General features: G+C 36.2%; 17 protein-coding genes. 8 read left to right on the top strand and 9 right to left on the bottom strand.

Going from position 1 to position 17,475, the window contains the following annotated elements; translation table 11 throughout:
- Both U0R11_RS12015 and queA read right to left on the bottom strand, forming a co-directional pair.
- On the bottom strand, positions 1–690 hold the full coding sequence (locus U0R11_RS12015; protein ID WP_406751917.1) for a 2-C-methyl-D-erythritol 4-phosphate cytidylyltransferase: 690 nt from the start codon (positions 688–690) through the stop codon (positions 1–3).
- Between the two features lie 18 nt (positions 691–708).
- Positions 709–1,761: a tRNA preQ1(34) S-adenosylmethionine ribosyltransferase-isomerase QueA gene (gene queA / locus U0R11_RS12010; RefSeq protein WP_406751916.1), complete on the bottom strand. Its 1,053-nt coding sequence runs from the start codon at positions 1,759–1,761 to the stop codon at positions 709–711.
- A gap of 182 nt (positions 1,762–1,943) precedes the next feature.
- Between queA and U0R11_RS12005 the strand changes: the two genes are divergently transcribed.
- On the top strand, positions 1,944–3,239 hold the full coding sequence (locus U0R11_RS12005) for a cryptochrome/photolyase family protein (protein ID WP_406751915.1): 1,296 nt from the start codon (positions 1,944–1,946) through the stop codon (positions 3,237–3,239).
- Here U0R11_RS12005 and U0R11_RS12000 read toward each other — a convergent pair.
- Positions 3,231–4,019: a DUF3108 domain-containing protein gene (locus U0R11_RS12000; RefSeq protein WP_406751914.1), complete on the bottom strand. Its 789-nt coding sequence runs from the start codon at positions 4,017–4,019 to the stop codon at positions 3,231–3,233. The genes U0R11_RS12005 and U0R11_RS12000 overlap by 9 nt on opposite strands.
- Before the next feature lie 163 nt (positions 4,020–4,182).
- On the opposite strand from U0R11_RS12000, the gene recA reads away from it, so the two are divergent.
- Entirely contained in the window at positions 4,183–5,244 is a 1,062-nt protein-coding gene (recA, locus tag U0R11_RS11995) for a recombinase RecA (RefSeq protein ID WP_406751913.1), read from the top strand.
- Between the two features lie 50 nt (positions 5,245–5,294).
- On the opposite strand, the gene dnaA is transcribed toward recA, so the two are convergent.
- Together dnaA and U0R11_RS11985 are read right to left on the bottom strand one after the other, a co-directional pair.
- On the bottom strand, positions 5,295–6,713 hold the full coding sequence (gene dnaA, locus U0R11_RS11990) for a chromosomal replication initiator protein DnaA (RefSeq protein ID WP_406751912.1): 1,419 nt from the start codon (positions 6,711–6,713) through the stop codon (positions 5,295–5,297).
- A gap of 428 nt (positions 6,714–7,141) precedes the next feature.
- Positions 7,142–7,993 (bottom strand): diacylglycerol/lipid kinase family protein, encoded by an 852-nt coding sequence (locus tag U0R11_RS11985; RefSeq protein WP_406751911.1) that lies wholly within the window; start codon positions 7,991–7,993, stop codon positions 7,142–7,144.
- A gap of 63 nt (positions 7,994–8,056) precedes the next feature.
- On the opposite strand from U0R11_RS11985, the gene U0R11_RS11980 reads away from it, so the two are divergent.
- Complete coding sequence (locus U0R11_RS11980) at positions 8,057–8,461, top strand: MaoC family dehydratase (RefSeq protein ID WP_406751910.1); 405 nt, start codon at positions 8,057–8,059, stop codon at positions 8,459–8,461.
- A gap of 56 nt (positions 8,462–8,517) precedes the next feature.
- On the opposite strand, the gene U0R11_RS11975 is transcribed toward U0R11_RS11980, so the two are convergent.
- Positions 8,518–8,697 carry a histone H1 gene (locus U0R11_RS11975; protein ID WP_109322819.1) on the bottom strand — a complete coding sequence of 60 codons (180 nt, stop codon included), beginning with the start codon at positions 8,695–8,697 and terminating at the stop codon, positions 8,518–8,520.
- Between the two features lie 156 nt (positions 8,698–8,853).
- On the bottom strand, positions 8,854–10,107 hold the full coding sequence (locus tag U0R11_RS11970) for an aminotransferase class I/II-fold pyridoxal phosphate-dependent enzyme (RefSeq protein WP_166374208.1): 1,254 nt from the start codon (positions 10,105–10,107) through the stop codon (positions 8,854–8,856).
- 122 nt (positions 10,108–10,229) lie between these two features.
- Here U0R11_RS11970 and ggt point away from each other — a divergent pair, with 122 nt between their 5' ends.
- Positions 10,230–11,921, top strand: coding sequence for a gamma-glutamyltransferase (gene ggt / locus U0R11_RS11965; RefSeq protein WP_406751909.1), 1,692 nt, complete (start codon positions 10,230–10,232; stop codon positions 11,919–11,921).
- On the opposite strand, the gene U0R11_RS11960 is transcribed toward ggt, so the two are convergent.
- Both U0R11_RS11960 and U0R11_RS11955 read right to left on the bottom strand, forming a co-directional pair.
- Positions 11,918–12,616 (bottom strand): VIT1/CCC1 transporter family protein, encoded by a 699-nt coding sequence (locus tag U0R11_RS11960; RefSeq protein ID WP_406751908.1) that lies wholly within the window; start codon positions 12,614–12,616, stop codon positions 11,918–11,920. The two genes, ggt and U0R11_RS11960, sit on opposite strands and share 4 nt — an antisense overlap.
- A 4-nt stretch (positions 12,617–12,620) precedes the next feature.
- Positions 12,621–14,210 carry a peptide MFS transporter gene (locus tag U0R11_RS11955; protein ID WP_406751907.1) on the bottom strand — a complete coding sequence of 530 codons (1,590 nt, stop codon included), beginning with the start codon at positions 14,208–14,210 and terminating at the stop codon, positions 12,621–12,623.
- A 163-nt stretch (positions 14,211–14,373) separates the two neighbouring features.
- Between U0R11_RS11955 and U0R11_RS11950 the strand changes: the two genes are divergently transcribed.
- Genes U0R11_RS11950 through dapB form a run of 4 tightly spaced genes read left to right on the top strand, consistent with a single transcriptional unit; the run spans position 14,374 to position 17,475 of the window.
- A complete protein-coding gene (locus U0R11_RS11950; RefSeq protein ID WP_406751906.1) occupies positions 14,374–15,153 on the top strand; it encodes a ParA family protein in 780 nt (259 codons plus the stop codon).
- A gap of 13 nt (positions 15,154–15,166) precedes the next feature.
- Positions 15,167–16,087 (top strand): ParB/RepB/Spo0J family partition protein, encoded by a 921-nt coding sequence (locus U0R11_RS11945; protein ID WP_406751905.1) that lies wholly within the window; start codon positions 15,167–15,169, stop codon positions 16,085–16,087.
- A gap of 7 nt (positions 16,088–16,094) precedes the next feature.
- Positions 16,095–16,751, top strand: coding sequence for a DUF5683 domain-containing protein (locus tag U0R11_RS11940; protein WP_406751904.1), 657 nt, complete (start codon positions 16,095–16,097; stop codon positions 16,749–16,751).
- 4 nt (positions 16,752–16,755) lie between these two features.
- The gene (gene dapB, locus U0R11_RS11935; RefSeq protein WP_406751903.1) at positions 16,756–17,475 is read left to right on the top strand and encodes a 4-hydroxy-tetrahydrodipicolinate reductase; all 720 of its coding nucleotides are present in this window, start codon (positions 16,756–16,758) and stop codon (positions 17,473–17,475) included.

Here is a 17,475-nt window from a genome sequence, read left to right as displayed (position 1 = left end):
TTATACTTTTTGAGTCAGTGCTTCTGCAATCAGCATATCTTCAGGGCTTGTAATTTTAATGTTGGAATAATTTCCCTCCACCAGATGGATGTCGATGCCTAATAATTCAACGACACTTGCATCATCCGTAAATAAATCCTGATATTCTTGTTGGTAAGCTCGTTTTAAGAGGGAAATTTCAAAGATCTGGGGTGTTTGAATCAGTTTGATTTGCGTACGATCTAGAGGAAGGTATACGTTTTTATGATGATCCCACTGCCGGATAGAATCCTTACTAGAAACAGCCAATACGGCATTGCCATACTCTTGGGCATGTTGATAAGCTTGTTGTATACTTTCTACAGATACCAATGGCCTAACACCATCATGAATAGCTACCAGAGCCTGCTGTTCTATCGCTATAGCTTGAATACCCCTTTGACTTGAATGAAAACGAGTGGCACCACCTTCCACTAATTGATGTGGACACGTTTGGAGTATTTCAGGATGTTCTTGGCAAAGTAAATTCCAAGTTGGGAATTGATTCAGTGGCAATACTAAAATCAATTCAATGTCAGCAAATGCTTTTTTGAATTGTAAAAGTGTATGGAATAAAATAGGTTTGCCTTGAAGGAGCAAAAATTGTTTAGGAACGGCACTTTTCATTCGCTGTCCAGTACCTCCGGCTACAATAATGGCATATTTCTTCAAAACAAACCCAATTTTTAATTAAATGATTAACATCACGTCACCATAACTAAAGAAACGGTATTTCTCTTTAATGGCTTGTTGGTATGCTTCATGAATTAATTCGTATCCTCCAAACGCTGAGGTCATCATCAATAAGATAGACTCTGGCAAATGGAAATTAGTTAATAAGGCCGTTGGAATCTTAAATTCGTAAGGAGGGAAAATGAATTTATCTGTCCAGCTATTGATAGGCTTTAAATGGCCACTAGCGGAAACGGATGACTCTAAAGCTTTCATTACCGTTGTACCTACTGATAAAACATGTTTTTTGTTGTCAATCGCTTGATTCACATAATCACAAGTATCTTGATTGATGATAAAATGCTCCGAATCTGTTTTATGTTTGGTCAAGTCTTCCACATCAACCTGACGAAAAGTACCTAAACCTACATGCAAAGTAATAGGAGTAAACTGCGAGCCATTTAACTCCATTCTTTTCATGATGATCTTAGAGAAGTGTAATCCAGCTGTTGGAGCAGCCACAGCACCCACATGCTCAGCATAAATGGTTTGAAAGCGCTCAGCATCTTCGGGAGTAGCCTCTCTCTTCGAACGAATTTCTTCTGGAAGTGGAGTTTCTCCTAATTCATGAATAGCGGCCATTAAAGCATCATGGTCTCCATCATATAAAAACCGGATAGTTCTTCCACGTGAAGTCGTGTTGTCAATAACTTCCGCAACCAAATCAGAATCACCAAAATATAATTTATTCCCTACACGTATTTTACGAGCAGGATCTACCAAAACATCCCAAAGACGATGTTCACGGTTAAGTTCTCTAAGTAAAAATACTTCAATTTGAGCACCAGTTTTTTCCTTATTTCCATACAATCTAGCAGGGAAAACTTTAGTGTTGTTGGTTACTAGTACATCTCCTTCTCCGAAGTAATCAACGATATCAGTGAATTTCTTGTGTTCAATGGTTTTGTTTTTTCTATTTACAACCATCATGCGAGCGTCTTCTCGGTTATCAGTTGGATGTAAGGCAATTAAACTTTGAGGTAAATCGAATCTGAATTCAGATAATTTCATTCGTATGGGGTTTGAAAATGAAAAACGTTGAATTATTTAATACAAAAAATTAATTCAATCGTTCATTTATTTTTGAACTAAAAAAACAATTTACAAATATACACTTTTCAAGGGGGGCTTGTCAAGGTAATTTTTCGAAACAATCAAAAGCAAAGGTGGTTTAAATGAGTATATTGAAAATTATGAATGAGATTTCTGTCTTTTGGTTTCGTCGCGATTTGCGTTTAGAGGATAATGTTGGGCTTTTTGCTGCTTTAAGTGGTCCGTTTCCAGTTTTACCAATTTTTATTTTTGATCCTGCTATTTTAGATAAATTAGAAAATAAAAAAGATGCCCGAGTAGAATTTATTCGCCAAGCGCTCAGTGATTTAAAAAGTGAAATCCAAAAACGTGGTGGGGACTTGTTGATATTACATGATAATCCTTTGGCTGCATTTAAATCATTGGCACAACAATACCAGATTAAACAGATAATTACCAACCATGACTATGAAAATTATGCCATTCATAGGGATTCAGCCATTAATTTATGGGCAAAGGATCTAGGAATAGCATTTCATAGTTTTAAAGATCAAGTCATTTTTGAGAAGAACGAGGTTTTATCTGGTCAGAATACACCTTACACGGTTTTTACTCCTTACTCAAGAAAGTGGAAAGAAAAATTTGCCAATACTGAATGGAGGCAATTTGAATCAGAGAATTTGGCGAATTATGCCAATGGCTCATTTGAAATGCCCTCTTTAAGTGAATTGGGTTTTCAACCAACTGGGATAAAATTCCCGTCTTTGAATTTTTCGGATGACTTAATTCAACAATATACATTAAGACGTGATTTTCCTGGACTCGATGCCACTTCCCATGTTTCTGTTCATTTACGTTTTGGAACCATTTCAATTCGTAATCTAGTAAAAAGGGCGCTTGGGAAATCCGAAACTTGGTTAAATGAACTAATTTGGAGGGATTTCTACTTTAATATCACGTTTCATTTCCCTCATATTAGTCAAGGAATTGCCTTTCGAAAAGAGTATGATCGGATGAATTGGCGTAATAATGAGCAAGAATTTGTGGCATGGAAAAGCGGTCAAACGGGTTATCCAATTGTGGACGCAGGTATGCGCGAATTGAATCAAACAGGATTCATGCATAACCGCGTTCGAATGATTGTAGCTAGTTTTTTAATTAAGCATCTTTTAATTGATTGGCGCTGGGGAGAAGCGTATTTTGCTGAAAAATTATTGGATTTTGATTTTTCTGCCAACAATGGTGGTTGGCAATGGGCAGCAGGTTCAGGCTGCGATGCCGCTCCCTATTTTCGAGTTTTTAATCCCTATTTACAAACTCAGAAGTTTGATAAAGATTTAAGTTACATTCGGAAATGGGTTCCTGAGTTTCAAGAATTACATTATCCTAAGCCCATTGTAGATCATGAATTTGCCAGAAAACGAGTGTTAGCCGCTTATAAAGAGGCTTTAGGGTAAAGCAGTGTAAATGGTTTTACCCGCTATTTTATAATCTTCCAAATCGATACTCAAGAAACCAATTTTTAAGTTTACTTCCATTTTGAATGGAATTTGGTAGTTATCTTGACTAATCCACAATCGGATCGCGTCTTTATCTTGAAACAAATTGTTTTTTGGTAAGACTAATGATGTACGGATGCAGTTTTTACTGCCAAATTTGCTATCCACTTTCTCAAAGCCTTTTACAATACACCAGACTTCATAAATTTGACCATCCACAAGTATTTTAGCACTCATTTTTTGACCAATTTCTAATTCTTGTAAATTCTTTTTACGCAGAAAATAATACCCAGATATTAAATCCAACATGGAATTTGAAATACTTAGGCTTTTGTCTTTAGGAGTGTTTTGAGGGGAGGAAATTTGCGCTAATCCTTTGTCATGGTAAAAATCAATTACTTCTTGTTTCTTGTAACGCCCTTCTCGCTTATTCATTTCGGCTTTGATGGGCAATAAAGTAGTAGGATCCATGTAGGAAACCCATATGTCTAGAAGTGGACTGAATACGTTGAATATGCCAACTGTTTTCCCTTCAATCTCGATTTTTCTAGTAGGAATCTGACGAATCGAACCCAAATTGGGACTACTTTTTATATTGGCCTCTGCCGCATTAATAAAACCTAAGTGAATTCGGTATTTTAACTGTTCTCCACCTAAAAGTACGTCCTTATCTTGTGCTTTTAACGTGATGGATAGGCAAAATAATAAAAAGAATAAGGCAAAAAAGTTTGTTTTCAAAGGGTAGAAGGCTCAATTATTGGCAAGATAAGTATTAATGAAATAAGAGTATAGAATATCAAGTAATTTGATTAAATATTAGTGGCTATTTCCTATTTTTGTTTAGCTAAATACAAAACAAATTAGTAGAAGCGACAAATACAATTTTATCAATCAACATACCATGGCAAAACAAGCGAGCGAAGCTCAAGGAATAACATCTGAGAAATTAAAAGCCTTACAAACCACTTTAGAAAAATTAGATAAAGCTTATGGAAAGGGGACGGTCATGCGCCTTTCAGACAGTAAAGTCATGGATGTACCTGTTATTTCAACAGGGTCTTTAGGTTTAGATTTGGCATTAGGCATAGGCGGAGTACCTAGAGGAAGGGTTGTTGAAATTTATGGTCCCGAGTCTTCTGGTAAAACAACCTTAACTTTGCATTGCATTGCTGAAGCGCAAAAAGCTGGTGGTATTGCTGCATTTGTTGATGCTGAGCATGCATTTGATCGTTCTTATGCTGAGAAATTGGGAATTGATACGCAAAATTTATTAATATCTCAACCCGACAATGGGGAACAAGCCTTGGAAATTGCGGAACACTTAATTAGTTCTGGAGCGATTGATATCATCGTAATTGATTCCGTAGCAGCATTGGTTCCTAAAGCGGAGATTGAAGGTGAAATGGGTGATTCGAAAATGGGTCTACAAGCTCGTTTAATGTCTCAAGCATTACGTAAATTAACAGGTACCATCAATAAAACGGGATGTTGCTGTATTTTCATTAACCAATTGCGTGATAAGATCGGGGTGATGTTTGGAAGCCCGGAAACAACTACAGGGGGTAATGCATTGAAGTTTTATGCTTCTGTACGTTTAGATATTCGTAGAGCAGGTCAAATCAAAGAAAGTGCTGACTCTATCACAGGTAATCGTACTCGTGTAAAAGTGGTTAAAAACAAATTAGCCCCTCCATTTAAAGTAGTCGAATTCGATATTATGTATGGTGAAGGTATTTCAAAAGCTGGCGAAATATTAGATTTAGGAGTTGATTTAGGAGTAATTGATAAATCAGGATCTTGGTTTTCTTACAACGGAAACCGCTTAGGTCAAGGTCGTGATGCTGTGAAAGATTTAATAAAAGATAATCCAGAATTGATGGATGAATTGGAAGCAAAAATTAAAGAAAAAGTGAAAGGGAATGACTCTGTCTTGTTAGATAAAGAAGGAGTTAAAGAAGAGTAGAAAAATAAATTAATGTGAAAAAAAAGTCTCTCAATCATTGAGAGACTTTTTTAGTTGGTGTTAAGATTAAAACGATTAAATAGTTTTTTAACTGTTTTTTCAACGGTTTTATCCGTTTCCATGGCCTCTGAAATGGATTGTACAGCATGAATGACCGTACTATGATCTCTCCCGCCAAAATGATAACCAATCGACTTCAAAGGAAGGTTGGTTAATTCCTTTAACATATACATGGCTACTTGTCTAGGGAAAACATTTTCTTTTTTACGACATTTACCTTGTAAAGTGCTTAATTCAACCGAAAAGTGATGAGTCACCGCTTCAAGTATATTTTCAACACTTAATTCTTTTTCTTGTTCGTTGACAATGCTTTTTAAGGTAGCTTTTGCCAAATCTAAATCAATTTCTTTTCTTGTTAATGATGCTTGTGCCATCAATGATATAATCACTCCTTCTAGTTCTCTCACATTCGTTTGAATGGAATGAGCTAAGTATTCGAGTACTTCGAAATCAATTTGAATGCCATCGTCCTGTAATTTTTTCTGAATGATAGCAATACGCGTTTCGAAGTCGGGTTGTTGAAGATCAGCTGTTAATCCCCATTTAAAGCGACTTAATAAACGATCTTCCATACCTGCTAAATCACGAGGAGCGCGGTCAGACGACAAAATGATTTGTTTTCCTGATTGATGCAGGTGATTAAAGATATTAAAGAATGTTTCTTGTGTCTTCTCTTTTCCCGATAAGAACTGTACGTCATCAATAATTAGGACATCCACTTGCAAATAGAAATTGGTAAATGCTTCGATGGAATTATTCCGAATGGCATTGACAAACTGATTGGTAAATTTCTCAGTAGAAACGTAAAGAACAAATTTTTCAGGGAACTGTTGTTTAATTTCATTTCCTATTGCCTGAATCAAGTGAGTCTTACCTAAACCTACACCTCCGTAAATCATTAAAGGGTTAAAAGAGGTCAAACCAGGTTTATTGGCCACTGCCATTCCAGCTGCACGTCCTAAGCGATTACAATCACCCTCAATGAATTTATCAAAGGTATATTTGGGAATTAAGTAAGAATCTAATTCTAATGAATCTAGATTTTTAAACTGAAATGGACTTTTTGCAGCTTGATTCTGATTGAAATCTTTACTTGTATTCTGTTGGTTAGTTGTCGGTAAATTAAAAGATAAAGGAGGGTTTTTACGATCCCCTTTGTCAACGATGATGGAGTATTCCAACATGCCTTGTCGACCGATGGTTTGATCTATCGCTTTTCTCAATGAAGAAACAAAGTTTTCTTCTAACCATTCGTAGAAAAACTGAGAAGGAACCTGGATCGTAAGCGTGTTATTTTGAAACTTTAAAGGGACAATTGGGTTGAACCAAGTCATGAAACTTTGCTCAGAAATATCATCACGGATGATATTCAAGCATTTATTCCACAATTGAGTTACTTCCATTTGCATATAAAAATCCTTTTTTTAGGGTCAAAAATTCCTCGTTGAAGTATTAGCCATAGAAGACATACTTCAAATGTTTAAATTTCAAATAATGGTTTGGGTACCTAGCGGAACGATAAAGCTTCACTAAAGCGGGGAGACAAAAATAGTAAAATTCAAGGTCGTTCCAAATCTAAAAAAAAATATTTTCAACTTATTTTTTGTAAAAAAAGTGTATTAAAATTTGGAACTAAAAATTGTTCAATTTTTATGTACTTCAGGTGTAGTTTGCCTTGAAAAAATATAAGAAAAAAAAATAAAATTATTTTGAATCAAAAACGTAGTTATTTAAACAAGGTCTAAATTTGATTTACAAAAATTTAGTATAAATTGTTGTAAATCAATTACTTATGTGTTTGAGTTTAGAAAGAGGCCCAATGTTAGCGTTTTTTGTTCTACACAATAATTCGCAAATAATTTGGAATTATTTTAATGGTATGTTGTAATTCTTTTGTTTGTAAATTTTCTCCATCCATATGGTATAAAGTGCCTAAAGGAACACTGAATTCATATCTTTGATAGGATTGTATCGATACTTTTTTTTGCTGGTTAATATTTTTAAAAAATAGGCTAATTCCAAGTTGGGCTGATTCCCAAACAGTTAGAGGTTTTACCTTCACTACTTCAAAGTTTCCATCTTGTAAATTGGAAAATGGAGAAATGAAGGCATTATTGCCAAATTGATTCGCATTAGCAAAAGTCATGGAAAAAATAGACTCATTACTTGAATCAGTATGTTGAACATCGATGGCATCGTATTTCAGGATGGAATTAAAAGAAGCTTTGATATAATTGACCAAACCTCTTTTTTTACCTTGGGCAAATTGGTGTGCAACAAAAGCATCAAAGCCTATACCGGCGGTACAGAAAAAAGCATCTTGATTCCAATATGCTACATCTATGGAGATTTCATGGCCCTGAATGGCTTGTTGCAATGCCTTAGAAAAGGTCAATTGAAGGCCTAAATGCCTTGCTAAACCATTTCCTGAACCAATGGGTATAATTCCTAATGCCGTTTTAGTTCCTACTAAAGCACTGGCTATCTCATGAATAGTACCATCTCCACCAATGGCAATTACTTTTTTAGCACCATGCTGTAGGGCTTGTAGTGCTAAATGATGTGCATGACCTGCATATTCTGTCAAATGAAGCTGACTATTTTCAATCTTTTCTAATTTTTGAAGCATTTGCTTTTTACTTGCATTACTTTTGCTTCCAGAATTGGGATTGTAAATAAAGTGGATCATGCCTTTTAATTTCAATTGCAAAGTTAGCCTCAATTTTTTATTAATAATTAATATACCTACAATATGTATTCTGTTGGAGATAGTTACGAAATTGAATTTAGTTTTAATCAGGAGCAAGTAAATGACTTCTGTAAAATATCGGGAGATTTTAATCCCTTGCATTGGGATGAGTCATTTGCTGCACAAACAGTATTTAAAAAGCCCATTATTCATGGCGCGCTCATTGCCAGTGTTTTTTCTCGTGTTATGGGTATGGAGTTTCCTGGGCAAGGCAGTGTATATTTAAGCCAATTGTCGGAATTTAAGCGACCTCTGTTTGTTGATCTAGTATATCAAGCAAAGTTTACAGTAAGCAGTATTGATCCTGTAAAGCACACAGCTGAAATTCAAACCCAAGTGTTTGACAAGGAAAGAGGTAAATTAATGGTTGATGGCATAGCCAAAGCGATGAACATAGAAAAATTTTAACATAAAAAAGCCCGATACTTAGTAACGGGCTTTTTTTAATCAAGAAATTAAACTAATTATTTTCCTGAGTTCTTTTGATTCTGAACTTCAGTACGAATTTCTTGAGCTAAAGTTTTTAGTTGCTGTAAGCCACCTCTAACGCGTGTTCCTGCTGCTTGGTTTCCTTTATCGTAGAATTTTTCGAAATCTGATTCTAATGACAAAACGAGGTCTTTCACTTGTGCAAATCTGCTCATAATAATTTGATTTTGTAGGTTGTAAAAATAGATTGTCTTATTTCGCTGTTTGAAGCGCTTATAAGGCGAAATTTAACAAAAAACTTAATCCATACAAACTATTTCTACGAAAAAACCCAAAAAAAAGTTAAAAAAGTTAAAAATGATTCATAAATCTTATTTTGCAGCATTTAAAACCTTATAATAACCGTCTTTTAATCTTTTTTGAACTTCAGCAAAACAATCCGTCGTATATTCAATATCGGCTTGTGTATGTGAGGATGTTGGGATAATTCTCAACATAATCTGCCCCTTAGGAACCACTGGGTATACCACAATACTGCAGAAAATACCCATGTTTTCACGTAAATCTCTAACCAAAGATGTAACGGCTGCGATATCATATTCACCATGTAAGAATACAGGTGTAACGGGCGATTGAGTTTCACCTATATCAAATCCTTTTTCTTTTAATCCTTTTTGTAAAGAACGGACGTTTTCCCATAAACGTTCTCTTAATTCAGGGTGTTTTTTAATTAATTCTAAACGCTTCATCCCTCCAATCACAAAAGGCATGGGTAAAGCCTTGGCATAGGTTTGAGAACGCATGTTGTATTTTAAGTACATGATGATGTCCTTAGGTGCAGCTACAAATGCTCCAATAGCAGCCATGGATTTTGCAAACGTTGAAAAATATAAATCAATACCATCCGTACAGTTTAAAAATTCACCTACTCCTTTACCATGTGCACCCATAGTTCCAAATCCGTGTGCATCATCCACTAATAAACGGAAGTTAAAGTCTTTCTTCATCTCCACAATTTTATCCAAGGAGCCCACTTTTCCTGACATGCCAAAAACACCTTCTGTAATCACTAAAATTCCACCTCCAGTTTCTTGAGTCTTTTTCGTAGCACGTTCTAAATTCTTACGCAATGAATCCATATCATTGTGGTTGAACTTATAATAATCGCCCATTTTAGCTTTATGTAGACGGATACCATCGATCAAACAAGCATGTGACTCAGCATCGTATACTATGATATCACGGTGATCTACCATACATTCAATGATGGACATAACACCTTGGTATCCATAGTTTAAAAGAAAACAATCTTCTTTTCCAACGAATTCAGCTAATTGTCTTTCAAATTCTTCATGTTCGTCCGTATTACCAGACATCATTCGAGCTCCCATAGGGTAAGCTAAACCATATTTGGCTGCAGCATCAGCATCAGCTTTTCTTACTTCAGGATGATTAGCTAGGCCTAAATAATTATTTAATGACCAGTTGAGCATCTCTTTTCCCATGAAGGTCATTCTTGGGCCAAGTTCTCCAGTTAACTTTGGAAATGAAAAATAATGGTGGGAGTAATGCGCATGAGCACCGATCGGTCCCATGTTTTTAACAACTTTCTCGAAAATATCCACTGTAAGTATCTGTTTTAATTAAAAAAACTTAAAATATTCACAAAGTTAAATTATATTTTTGTTATGACAACGCTCCCAAAGAGCTTTTACTACTTGAATGTTTTCAATTTTAATTCAACATCATGCAACAACCTAAGCTTATTGTTCTTATTGCCTTATTTTTAGGCAATGCTACTTATGCACAAACTAGTAAACCATTAGTGGAATCATCTAAAGGAATGGTAGTATCTACGCATCCTGCTTCCAGTGAAGTGGGATTAGCCATTTTGAAAAAAGGGGGGAATGCCATTGATGCGGCAGTGGCTGTCAATTTTGCCTTAGCCGTTTGTCACCCAGCAGCTGGTAATATTGGAGGAGGAGGATTTTTGGTCTATCGAGATAAACAAGCTCAAACCTTTGCATTGGATTTTAGAGAAAAAGCTCCTTTGAAAGCATTCAGAGATATGTATTTGGATGAAAATGGGGCTATTATTCCTGGTAAAAGTCTGGCTGGTATATTTTCAGTTGGTGTACCAGGAGCGGTTGCTGGCATGGAAGCAATGCATCAGAAATTCGGAAAATTACCGTGGTATGAGCTTGTCAAACCGGCTATCGATTTAGCCAGAAATGGAGTGGTATTAACAGAAAAAGAGGCCAGAGGATTGAATAGTCAAAAGCTTGATTTTCAGAAATTTAATGTGGGTAAAAATTATATGATTAAATCCCAGGATCTAAAATGGGAAAAGGGAGATTTGTTTGTTCAAGAGGATTTGGCACAATCATTGGAACGTATTGCTAAAAGAAAATCAAAAGGTTTTTACCGTGGTAAAACCGCCAGACTTTTAGTTAAAGAAATGAAGCATCAGGGAGGAATCATGACAAAGAAAGATTTGAAATCGTATCAAGCTGCTTGGAGAAATACGGTCAATTTTGACTATAAAGGAAAGAAAATCATCAGTATGCCTCCTCCTTCTAGTGGTGGCATCGCATTGAACCAACTGATGAAAATGGTAGAACCTTTCCCGATTTCCCAATGGGGGCCACAGTCTGATTCTACGATACAAGTGATGGTAGAGGCAGAAAGAAGGGTATATGCTGATCGATCTAAATGGTTAGGTGATCCTGATTTTGTGAAAGTTCCACAGACTGAAATGGTGAATCTGTCTTACATTCAACAGAGAATGACGGACTTTAGTTTTGCTAAAGCGTCCTTAAGTACTTCCATTTCAGCAGGTCAATTTCCAGGTTATGAAAGTCCAGAGACCACACATTATTCAATTGTAGACGAAGAAGGGAATGCGGTTTCTATTACAACCACCTTGAATAATAGTTATGGAAGTAAGGTATTTGTCGGAGGAGCTGGATTTCTTTTAAACGATGAAATGGATGATTTTTCTGCTAAAGCTGGATCGCCCAATATGTTTGGTTTAATTGGCTCAAAAGCCAATGAGATTCAACCGGGTAAACGGATGCTTTCTAGTATGACACCAACGATCGTAGAAGAAAATGGAAAATTGAAGATGGTGGTAGGAACACCGGGGGGGGCTACCATTATTACTTCGGTTTTTCAAGTGATTTTAAATACGCTAGAAATGGGTATGAATATGCAACAAGCTGTCGAGTATCCTCGTTTTCACCATCAATGGCTACCAGATCAAGTATTATTTGAAAAAAATCGATTTAGTTCAGAACAATTGAATCGTTTGAACGAAAAGAAATACAAAATGATGCCTGTCAATGGATTGGGATTAGTAGAAGGTATTTTAGTATTACCCTCTGGAAAACTGCAAGGAGGTGCAGATTCCAGAGGAGATGATACTGTTTCAGCTTATTAAAAAAGTTTGGCAACCATAAAGGCGGCACCAGCTGCAGCAGCCCCAATGGACATCACTTTGAGAGCTCCTACGAAAGGTTGCTGGCCTGTCATTTTGCTTTTGAAAAAACCAAAGATAAATAAGGCTAGCAAGGTGATGATGGCCGAATAGATTAATCCATCTTCAGGTTTCTTTAAATAAAAATAGGGGATCAACGGAATTAAACCACCAATGGCATAGGAAATACCAATGGTTAATGCTGAATTTCTGGCACGATTTGGATTAGGTTTTTCTAAGCCTAATTCAAATCGCATCATAAAGTCTACCCATTTGTCTTTGTCGCTAGCAATGCAATTAACTACTATTTCTTGAGCTTCTGGACTTAGACCATAATCCTCAAATACTTCTCTGATTTCTTCCTTTTCTCGATCTGGCACACGTTCTACCTCGTCATATTCTCGAGCTAATTCGGCTTCATAATGCTCTTTTTCTGTCATCCCAGCTAAATATCCCCCTAATCCCATGGCTATTGAACCTGCAACAATTTCAGCAACTCCCGCCGTGGTGACAATATCATTGCTGGAAACTGCGCCAGAAAGTCCGGCTGCTAGAGCAAAGGGTACCGTTAAGCCGTCCGACATACCAATGACTACATCGGTCAGAAAATCGGAACTTTTTAAATGTTTTTCGTGAAGGTGGTGATCTGGTCCATGCATAGAATTATCGGATGCCGTGCATCATACGTTTTAAAGGTCCAATGGCTAAAATATAAAGTATAATAGCTGCTATGCCCGTTAATGTGACAAATAGCATAAAGAAATCATAGAGGTTATGAATTTCAAATCCTAAAAAACTAGGAAAATTCATTTGTCCAACAACTGATTCGGCTGGAGGCAATAAGGCTCCTAAAGTTCCTGCCAGCGCATATCCTGCTGCGTTGGCTAAAAACCAAACTCCCATTAGCAAAGAAGAAAAGCGCTTAGGAGCTAATTTAGAAACTAAGGATAAGCCGATAGGAGATAAGCATAATTCACCCATGGTATGAAATAAGTACATGACAATCAGCCAAATGACACCTAATTTGTTATTTCCTAAATCCTTGATTTGTGAAGCTATAATGAAGTATCCCATGGAAAGTAATAATAATCCAATGGCTTGTTTAGCAGGGGAATTGGGTTCTAAACCTCGTTTATTGAGCCAAATCCATAGCCATGAAAAAGGAAAGGCAAGTAATATGATGAAAAATGAATTGGCATTTTGAACGGAGCTAGGTGGAAGTTCAATCCCTAGGAAATGTAAATCAGTTTGTTGATCTGCAATGAAGGTAAGTGAAGAACCGGCTTGTTCGAAAGATGCCCAAAAGAAGATGACAAAAAAGGATATGATGTACATGACTAAAATCCTGTTTCTTTCAATACTAGTAATGGTTTTATCGGTAATTATCAAAAATGCCAAACTTAGCCCGGATGAATAAATGACGGGGTAAATCCAATCTTTGATGATATTAGGCTCTTCTGTGATGAATAAATAATGGAATGTGAAGACCAAAATGATAAATATAATTACGGCACTAAAAATGGATTTTGAGCTGAATTCTGCTTTTTCTGTTTCTCCATCTTTGTTAATAGCATCATGATTGGAAAATGGTTTTTCTCCTACAGGAAATCCATCTGGATCAACAATAAATTTGTTTTTAAGAAAATAGAAGGAAACAGTTCCTATTAACATAGCGGTTCCTGCTGCGAAGAAACCCCATTTAAAAGCATCTAATACGCGAATTCCGTCAACTTTTACATCACCAAGAAAAGGGCAAATTAACATACCTAATAAGGCACCCGTATTTATGCCCATGTAGAATATGGTAAAAGCTGCATCTAGTCGATTATCCCCTTTACGGTACAATTGCCCTACCATGGATGATATATTAGGTTTAAAAAAACCATTTCCAATGATTAAAAAGAATAATCCTCCCCACATTAAATTTTGAGCAAGACTTATATCCATTTCAAAAGTACTGGCTGATGAGAACATGAATATTTGGCCAATTGCCATGATAAGCCCTCCAATAAGGATACAATTTCGATTACCTAGGTAACGGTCCGATATATATCCACCAGCCATGGTAGTCAAATAGCTTAAACCTAAAAATCCACCGTAAAGGATGGAAGCGTCGGTTTGTTTGAAAGCAAGGGCATTTACTAAGAACAGAGAGAGCAAGGCTCTCATACCATAAAAATTGAATCGTTCCCACATTTCAGTGGAATACAAAACATAAAGGCCTTTCGGATGACTGCTTGTGTTTTCGGACATATAGGTTGATGAATACAAATACCAAGTTACAAGAATGTTGCAAAAATTGATACACCACAATTGATTAAATCTTAAAACCGCACATAAAAAAATGAACTCAGATGTGAAACATATTTTGTAATATTGTCCTTCATTTGTCCGTATAATTCTTCAGATTTTAATCATGGGTAAGATCATTGCTATCGCTAATCAAAAAGGTGGAGTTGGTAAAACGACCACAGCTATTAATTTAGCAGCCTCATTAGCAGCTTTAGAATTTAAGACATTGATTATAGATGCTGATCCTCAGGCTAATTCAACTTCTGGTTTAGGTTTAAACCCCAAAGATATCACTCAAAGTATTTATGAGTGCATGGTGGGTTTGGCAAAAGTGAAAGAAAGCATTGTATCCACAGAGCTTGATTTTTTAGATATTATTCCTTCACATATTGATTTAGTAGGAGCGGAGATTGAGATGATCAATTTGAATAATCGGGAAGCCAGAATGCGCGATGCATTACTAGAAATCAAGGATTTATATGATTTCATCATCATGGATTGTTCTCCTTCTTTGGGATTGATTACGATCAACTGCCTGACGGCTGCGGATTCTGTGATTATCCCAGTTCAATGCGAATATTATGCCTTAGAAGGTTTAGGTAAATTACTGAATACCATAAAAATTATTCAATCTCGTTTAAACCCTAATTTAATGATTGAGGGTATCTTATTGACTATGTATGACTTACGCTTACGTTTGTCGAATCAGGTGGTCAATGAAGTCAACAGTCACTTTAAAAACATGGTGTTTGAGACGATTATACCAAGAAATATCCGTTTGTCGGAGTCACCAAGTTTTGGAATACCTGCTATTTTGCATGATGCAGAAAGCAAAGGAGCTATAAGCTACCTCAATTTGGCAAAAGAAATTATCACCAAAAACGGTTTATTACAGGCTGTTTAGCAGATTATATCATATGAGTGCAAAGCAAGAATCAAATTCAAAAAAAAGAATAGGTTTGGGTAGAGGTTTAGGCGCTTTGCTTGAAGATTCTGAAAATGTGTCCCATACATCCAAGCATTCATCTGAGTTTGCTGGAAGTTTAGAAGGGGTAAATTTAATGGATGAAATTCCTTTGGAATACATTGAAACCAATCCCTATCAACCTCGCGAGCATTTTGAACAAGAAGCCTTGGCTGATCTTGCGGAATCTATCCGTATTCAAGGAATTATACAGCCAATTACGGTTAGAAAAATAGCTCCTAAGAGATTTCAATTGATTTCAGGAGAGCGCCGTTTACAAGCTTCTAAATTAGCGGGATTGAAGAGCATTCCTGCTTATGTAAGAACAGCAGACGATCAGCAAATGATCGAAATGGCTTTGATTGAGAACATTCAACGGGAAAATTTGAATGCTATTGAAATTGCATTATCCTACAAACGCTTGATGGATGAATGCCAATTAAAACAAGAAGATTTAGGTAATCGAGTTGGAAAGAGTCGTTCTAATGTTACCAATTACATGCGCTTGTTGAAATTGCCCATTGCTATCCAAGCTGCGATTCGTGATGCTAAATTATCGATGGGTCATGCCCGCTGTTTGGTGTCTGTTGAAAATCCTGAATTGCAACATGTGCTTTTTCAAAAAACCATTTCAGAAGAGTGGTCCGTTCGTAAATTAGAAGATGCTGTTAGGCAGTCAGCCCACCCTAGCCTTGGTAAACCAGATGAATCTAAAACACTTCCACTGGCAGAAATGCAACAAATTCAACAATCCTTTGCAAGTTTTTTTCAATCACCTGTTTCTTTCAAAATGAATGAAGAAGGGAAAGGCGAGTTGAAAGTTAGTTTTAAATCGAAAGAAGAGCTATTAAAACTATTGAAAGCAGTACAATAGTAGACCCATGAGGCATGTCATTATTCCCGTATTCCGGGCTTTTATGTATTTTACTCTTTTATTCTTTTGCTCTTGGGTATCCAAGGCTAATGTGATAGCATTGGATTCTGTAAGCAAAGTAAAAGAAGTTAAGGTGGATAGTTTACCAAAGAAAAAAACGGTTCCATATAAAATTATCCCAAGAGAAGCGACCTTAAAATCATTGATGATTCCAGGTTGGGGGCAGTATTATAATCGTCAATATTGGAAATTACCCTTAGTCGCAGGAGCATTTATTACCTTAGGAATTATTGCTAATTATAACAATGTTCGATATGAAAAGTATCGAGCCTATTATTACTTGGCTTCGCCACATCCAGATGATCCAAGCTATGTACCTCCAGCTACACTAGCAGTGCCATATGAAGATGGATTAGTCCGTGATTTAGATGTCAATCAATTAAAGCGATTAAACGACGGTTATCGAAGGAATAGAGATTATACTTATATTGGGATGGTTTTGGCTTGGGCGTTTAATGTGGTAGATGCCAACGTAAGTGCCCATTTAAAGACATTTGATGTATCGGATGATATCACTTTGAAAATAAAACCCACTTTTGAATATCAGTCGCATTCAAATGGGTTGGTTTCTGGTGTATCTTTGTCGTTTAATTTTAAAAAGTAAAGGAATGAAAATAGTTTTGATTGGTTATGGTAAGATGGGTAAGGAAATTGAGCGTATAGCTCTTAGTAGAGGCCATCAAATTGTAGCTAAAATTGATATTGATAACCCAAATGATTTGCTTGATTTAAGCAATCAAGATGTGGATGTAGCCATTGAATTTTCAAATCCAACTTCGGCCTATACCAATATCTTAGTTTGTTTAGAAAAGCAAATTCCTATAGTTTGTGGTACTACAGGTTGGTTGGAAAAAAAGGCAGAAGTAGAGGCATTAGCTCAAAAAAACAAGGCTACTTTCTTTTATGCCTCAAATTATTCCATTGGAGTGAATTTATTTTTTGCTTTAAATAAACATTTGGCCAAATTAATGGCTCCTCACAATCAATATGATATTTATACGAATGAAATTCATCATACTGAGAAAAAGGATTCGCCAAGTGGAACGGCCATTACCATTGCAGAAGGTATTATTTCGGCTTTTCCAGCCAAAGATTCTTGGGTAAATAATGAGATTCCCAAAAGTAATGAAGTGGCCATTTGGTCACAAAGAGAATCCACCAAACCAGGAACTCATACAGTTAAGTATATATCCAAAGTGGATCAAATTGAAATTACTCATGAGGCATTTAGTCGGGAAGGATTTGCTTTAGGTGCCGTCATTGCTGCGGAATGGGTAAAAGATAAGAAAGGTGTTTTGGGTATGGAAGATATGTTAAAATTAGATTAA

It is taken from the genome of Aquirufa salirivi, assembly GCF_045310485.1.
Taxonomy (GTDB): domain Bacteria; phylum Bacteroidota; class Bacteroidia; order Cytophagales; family Spirosomataceae; genus Aquirufa; species Aquirufa salirivi.
Note: the sequence above shows the minus strand (reverse complement) of the source record. Positions and strands in the feature narration are given on the sequence as shown.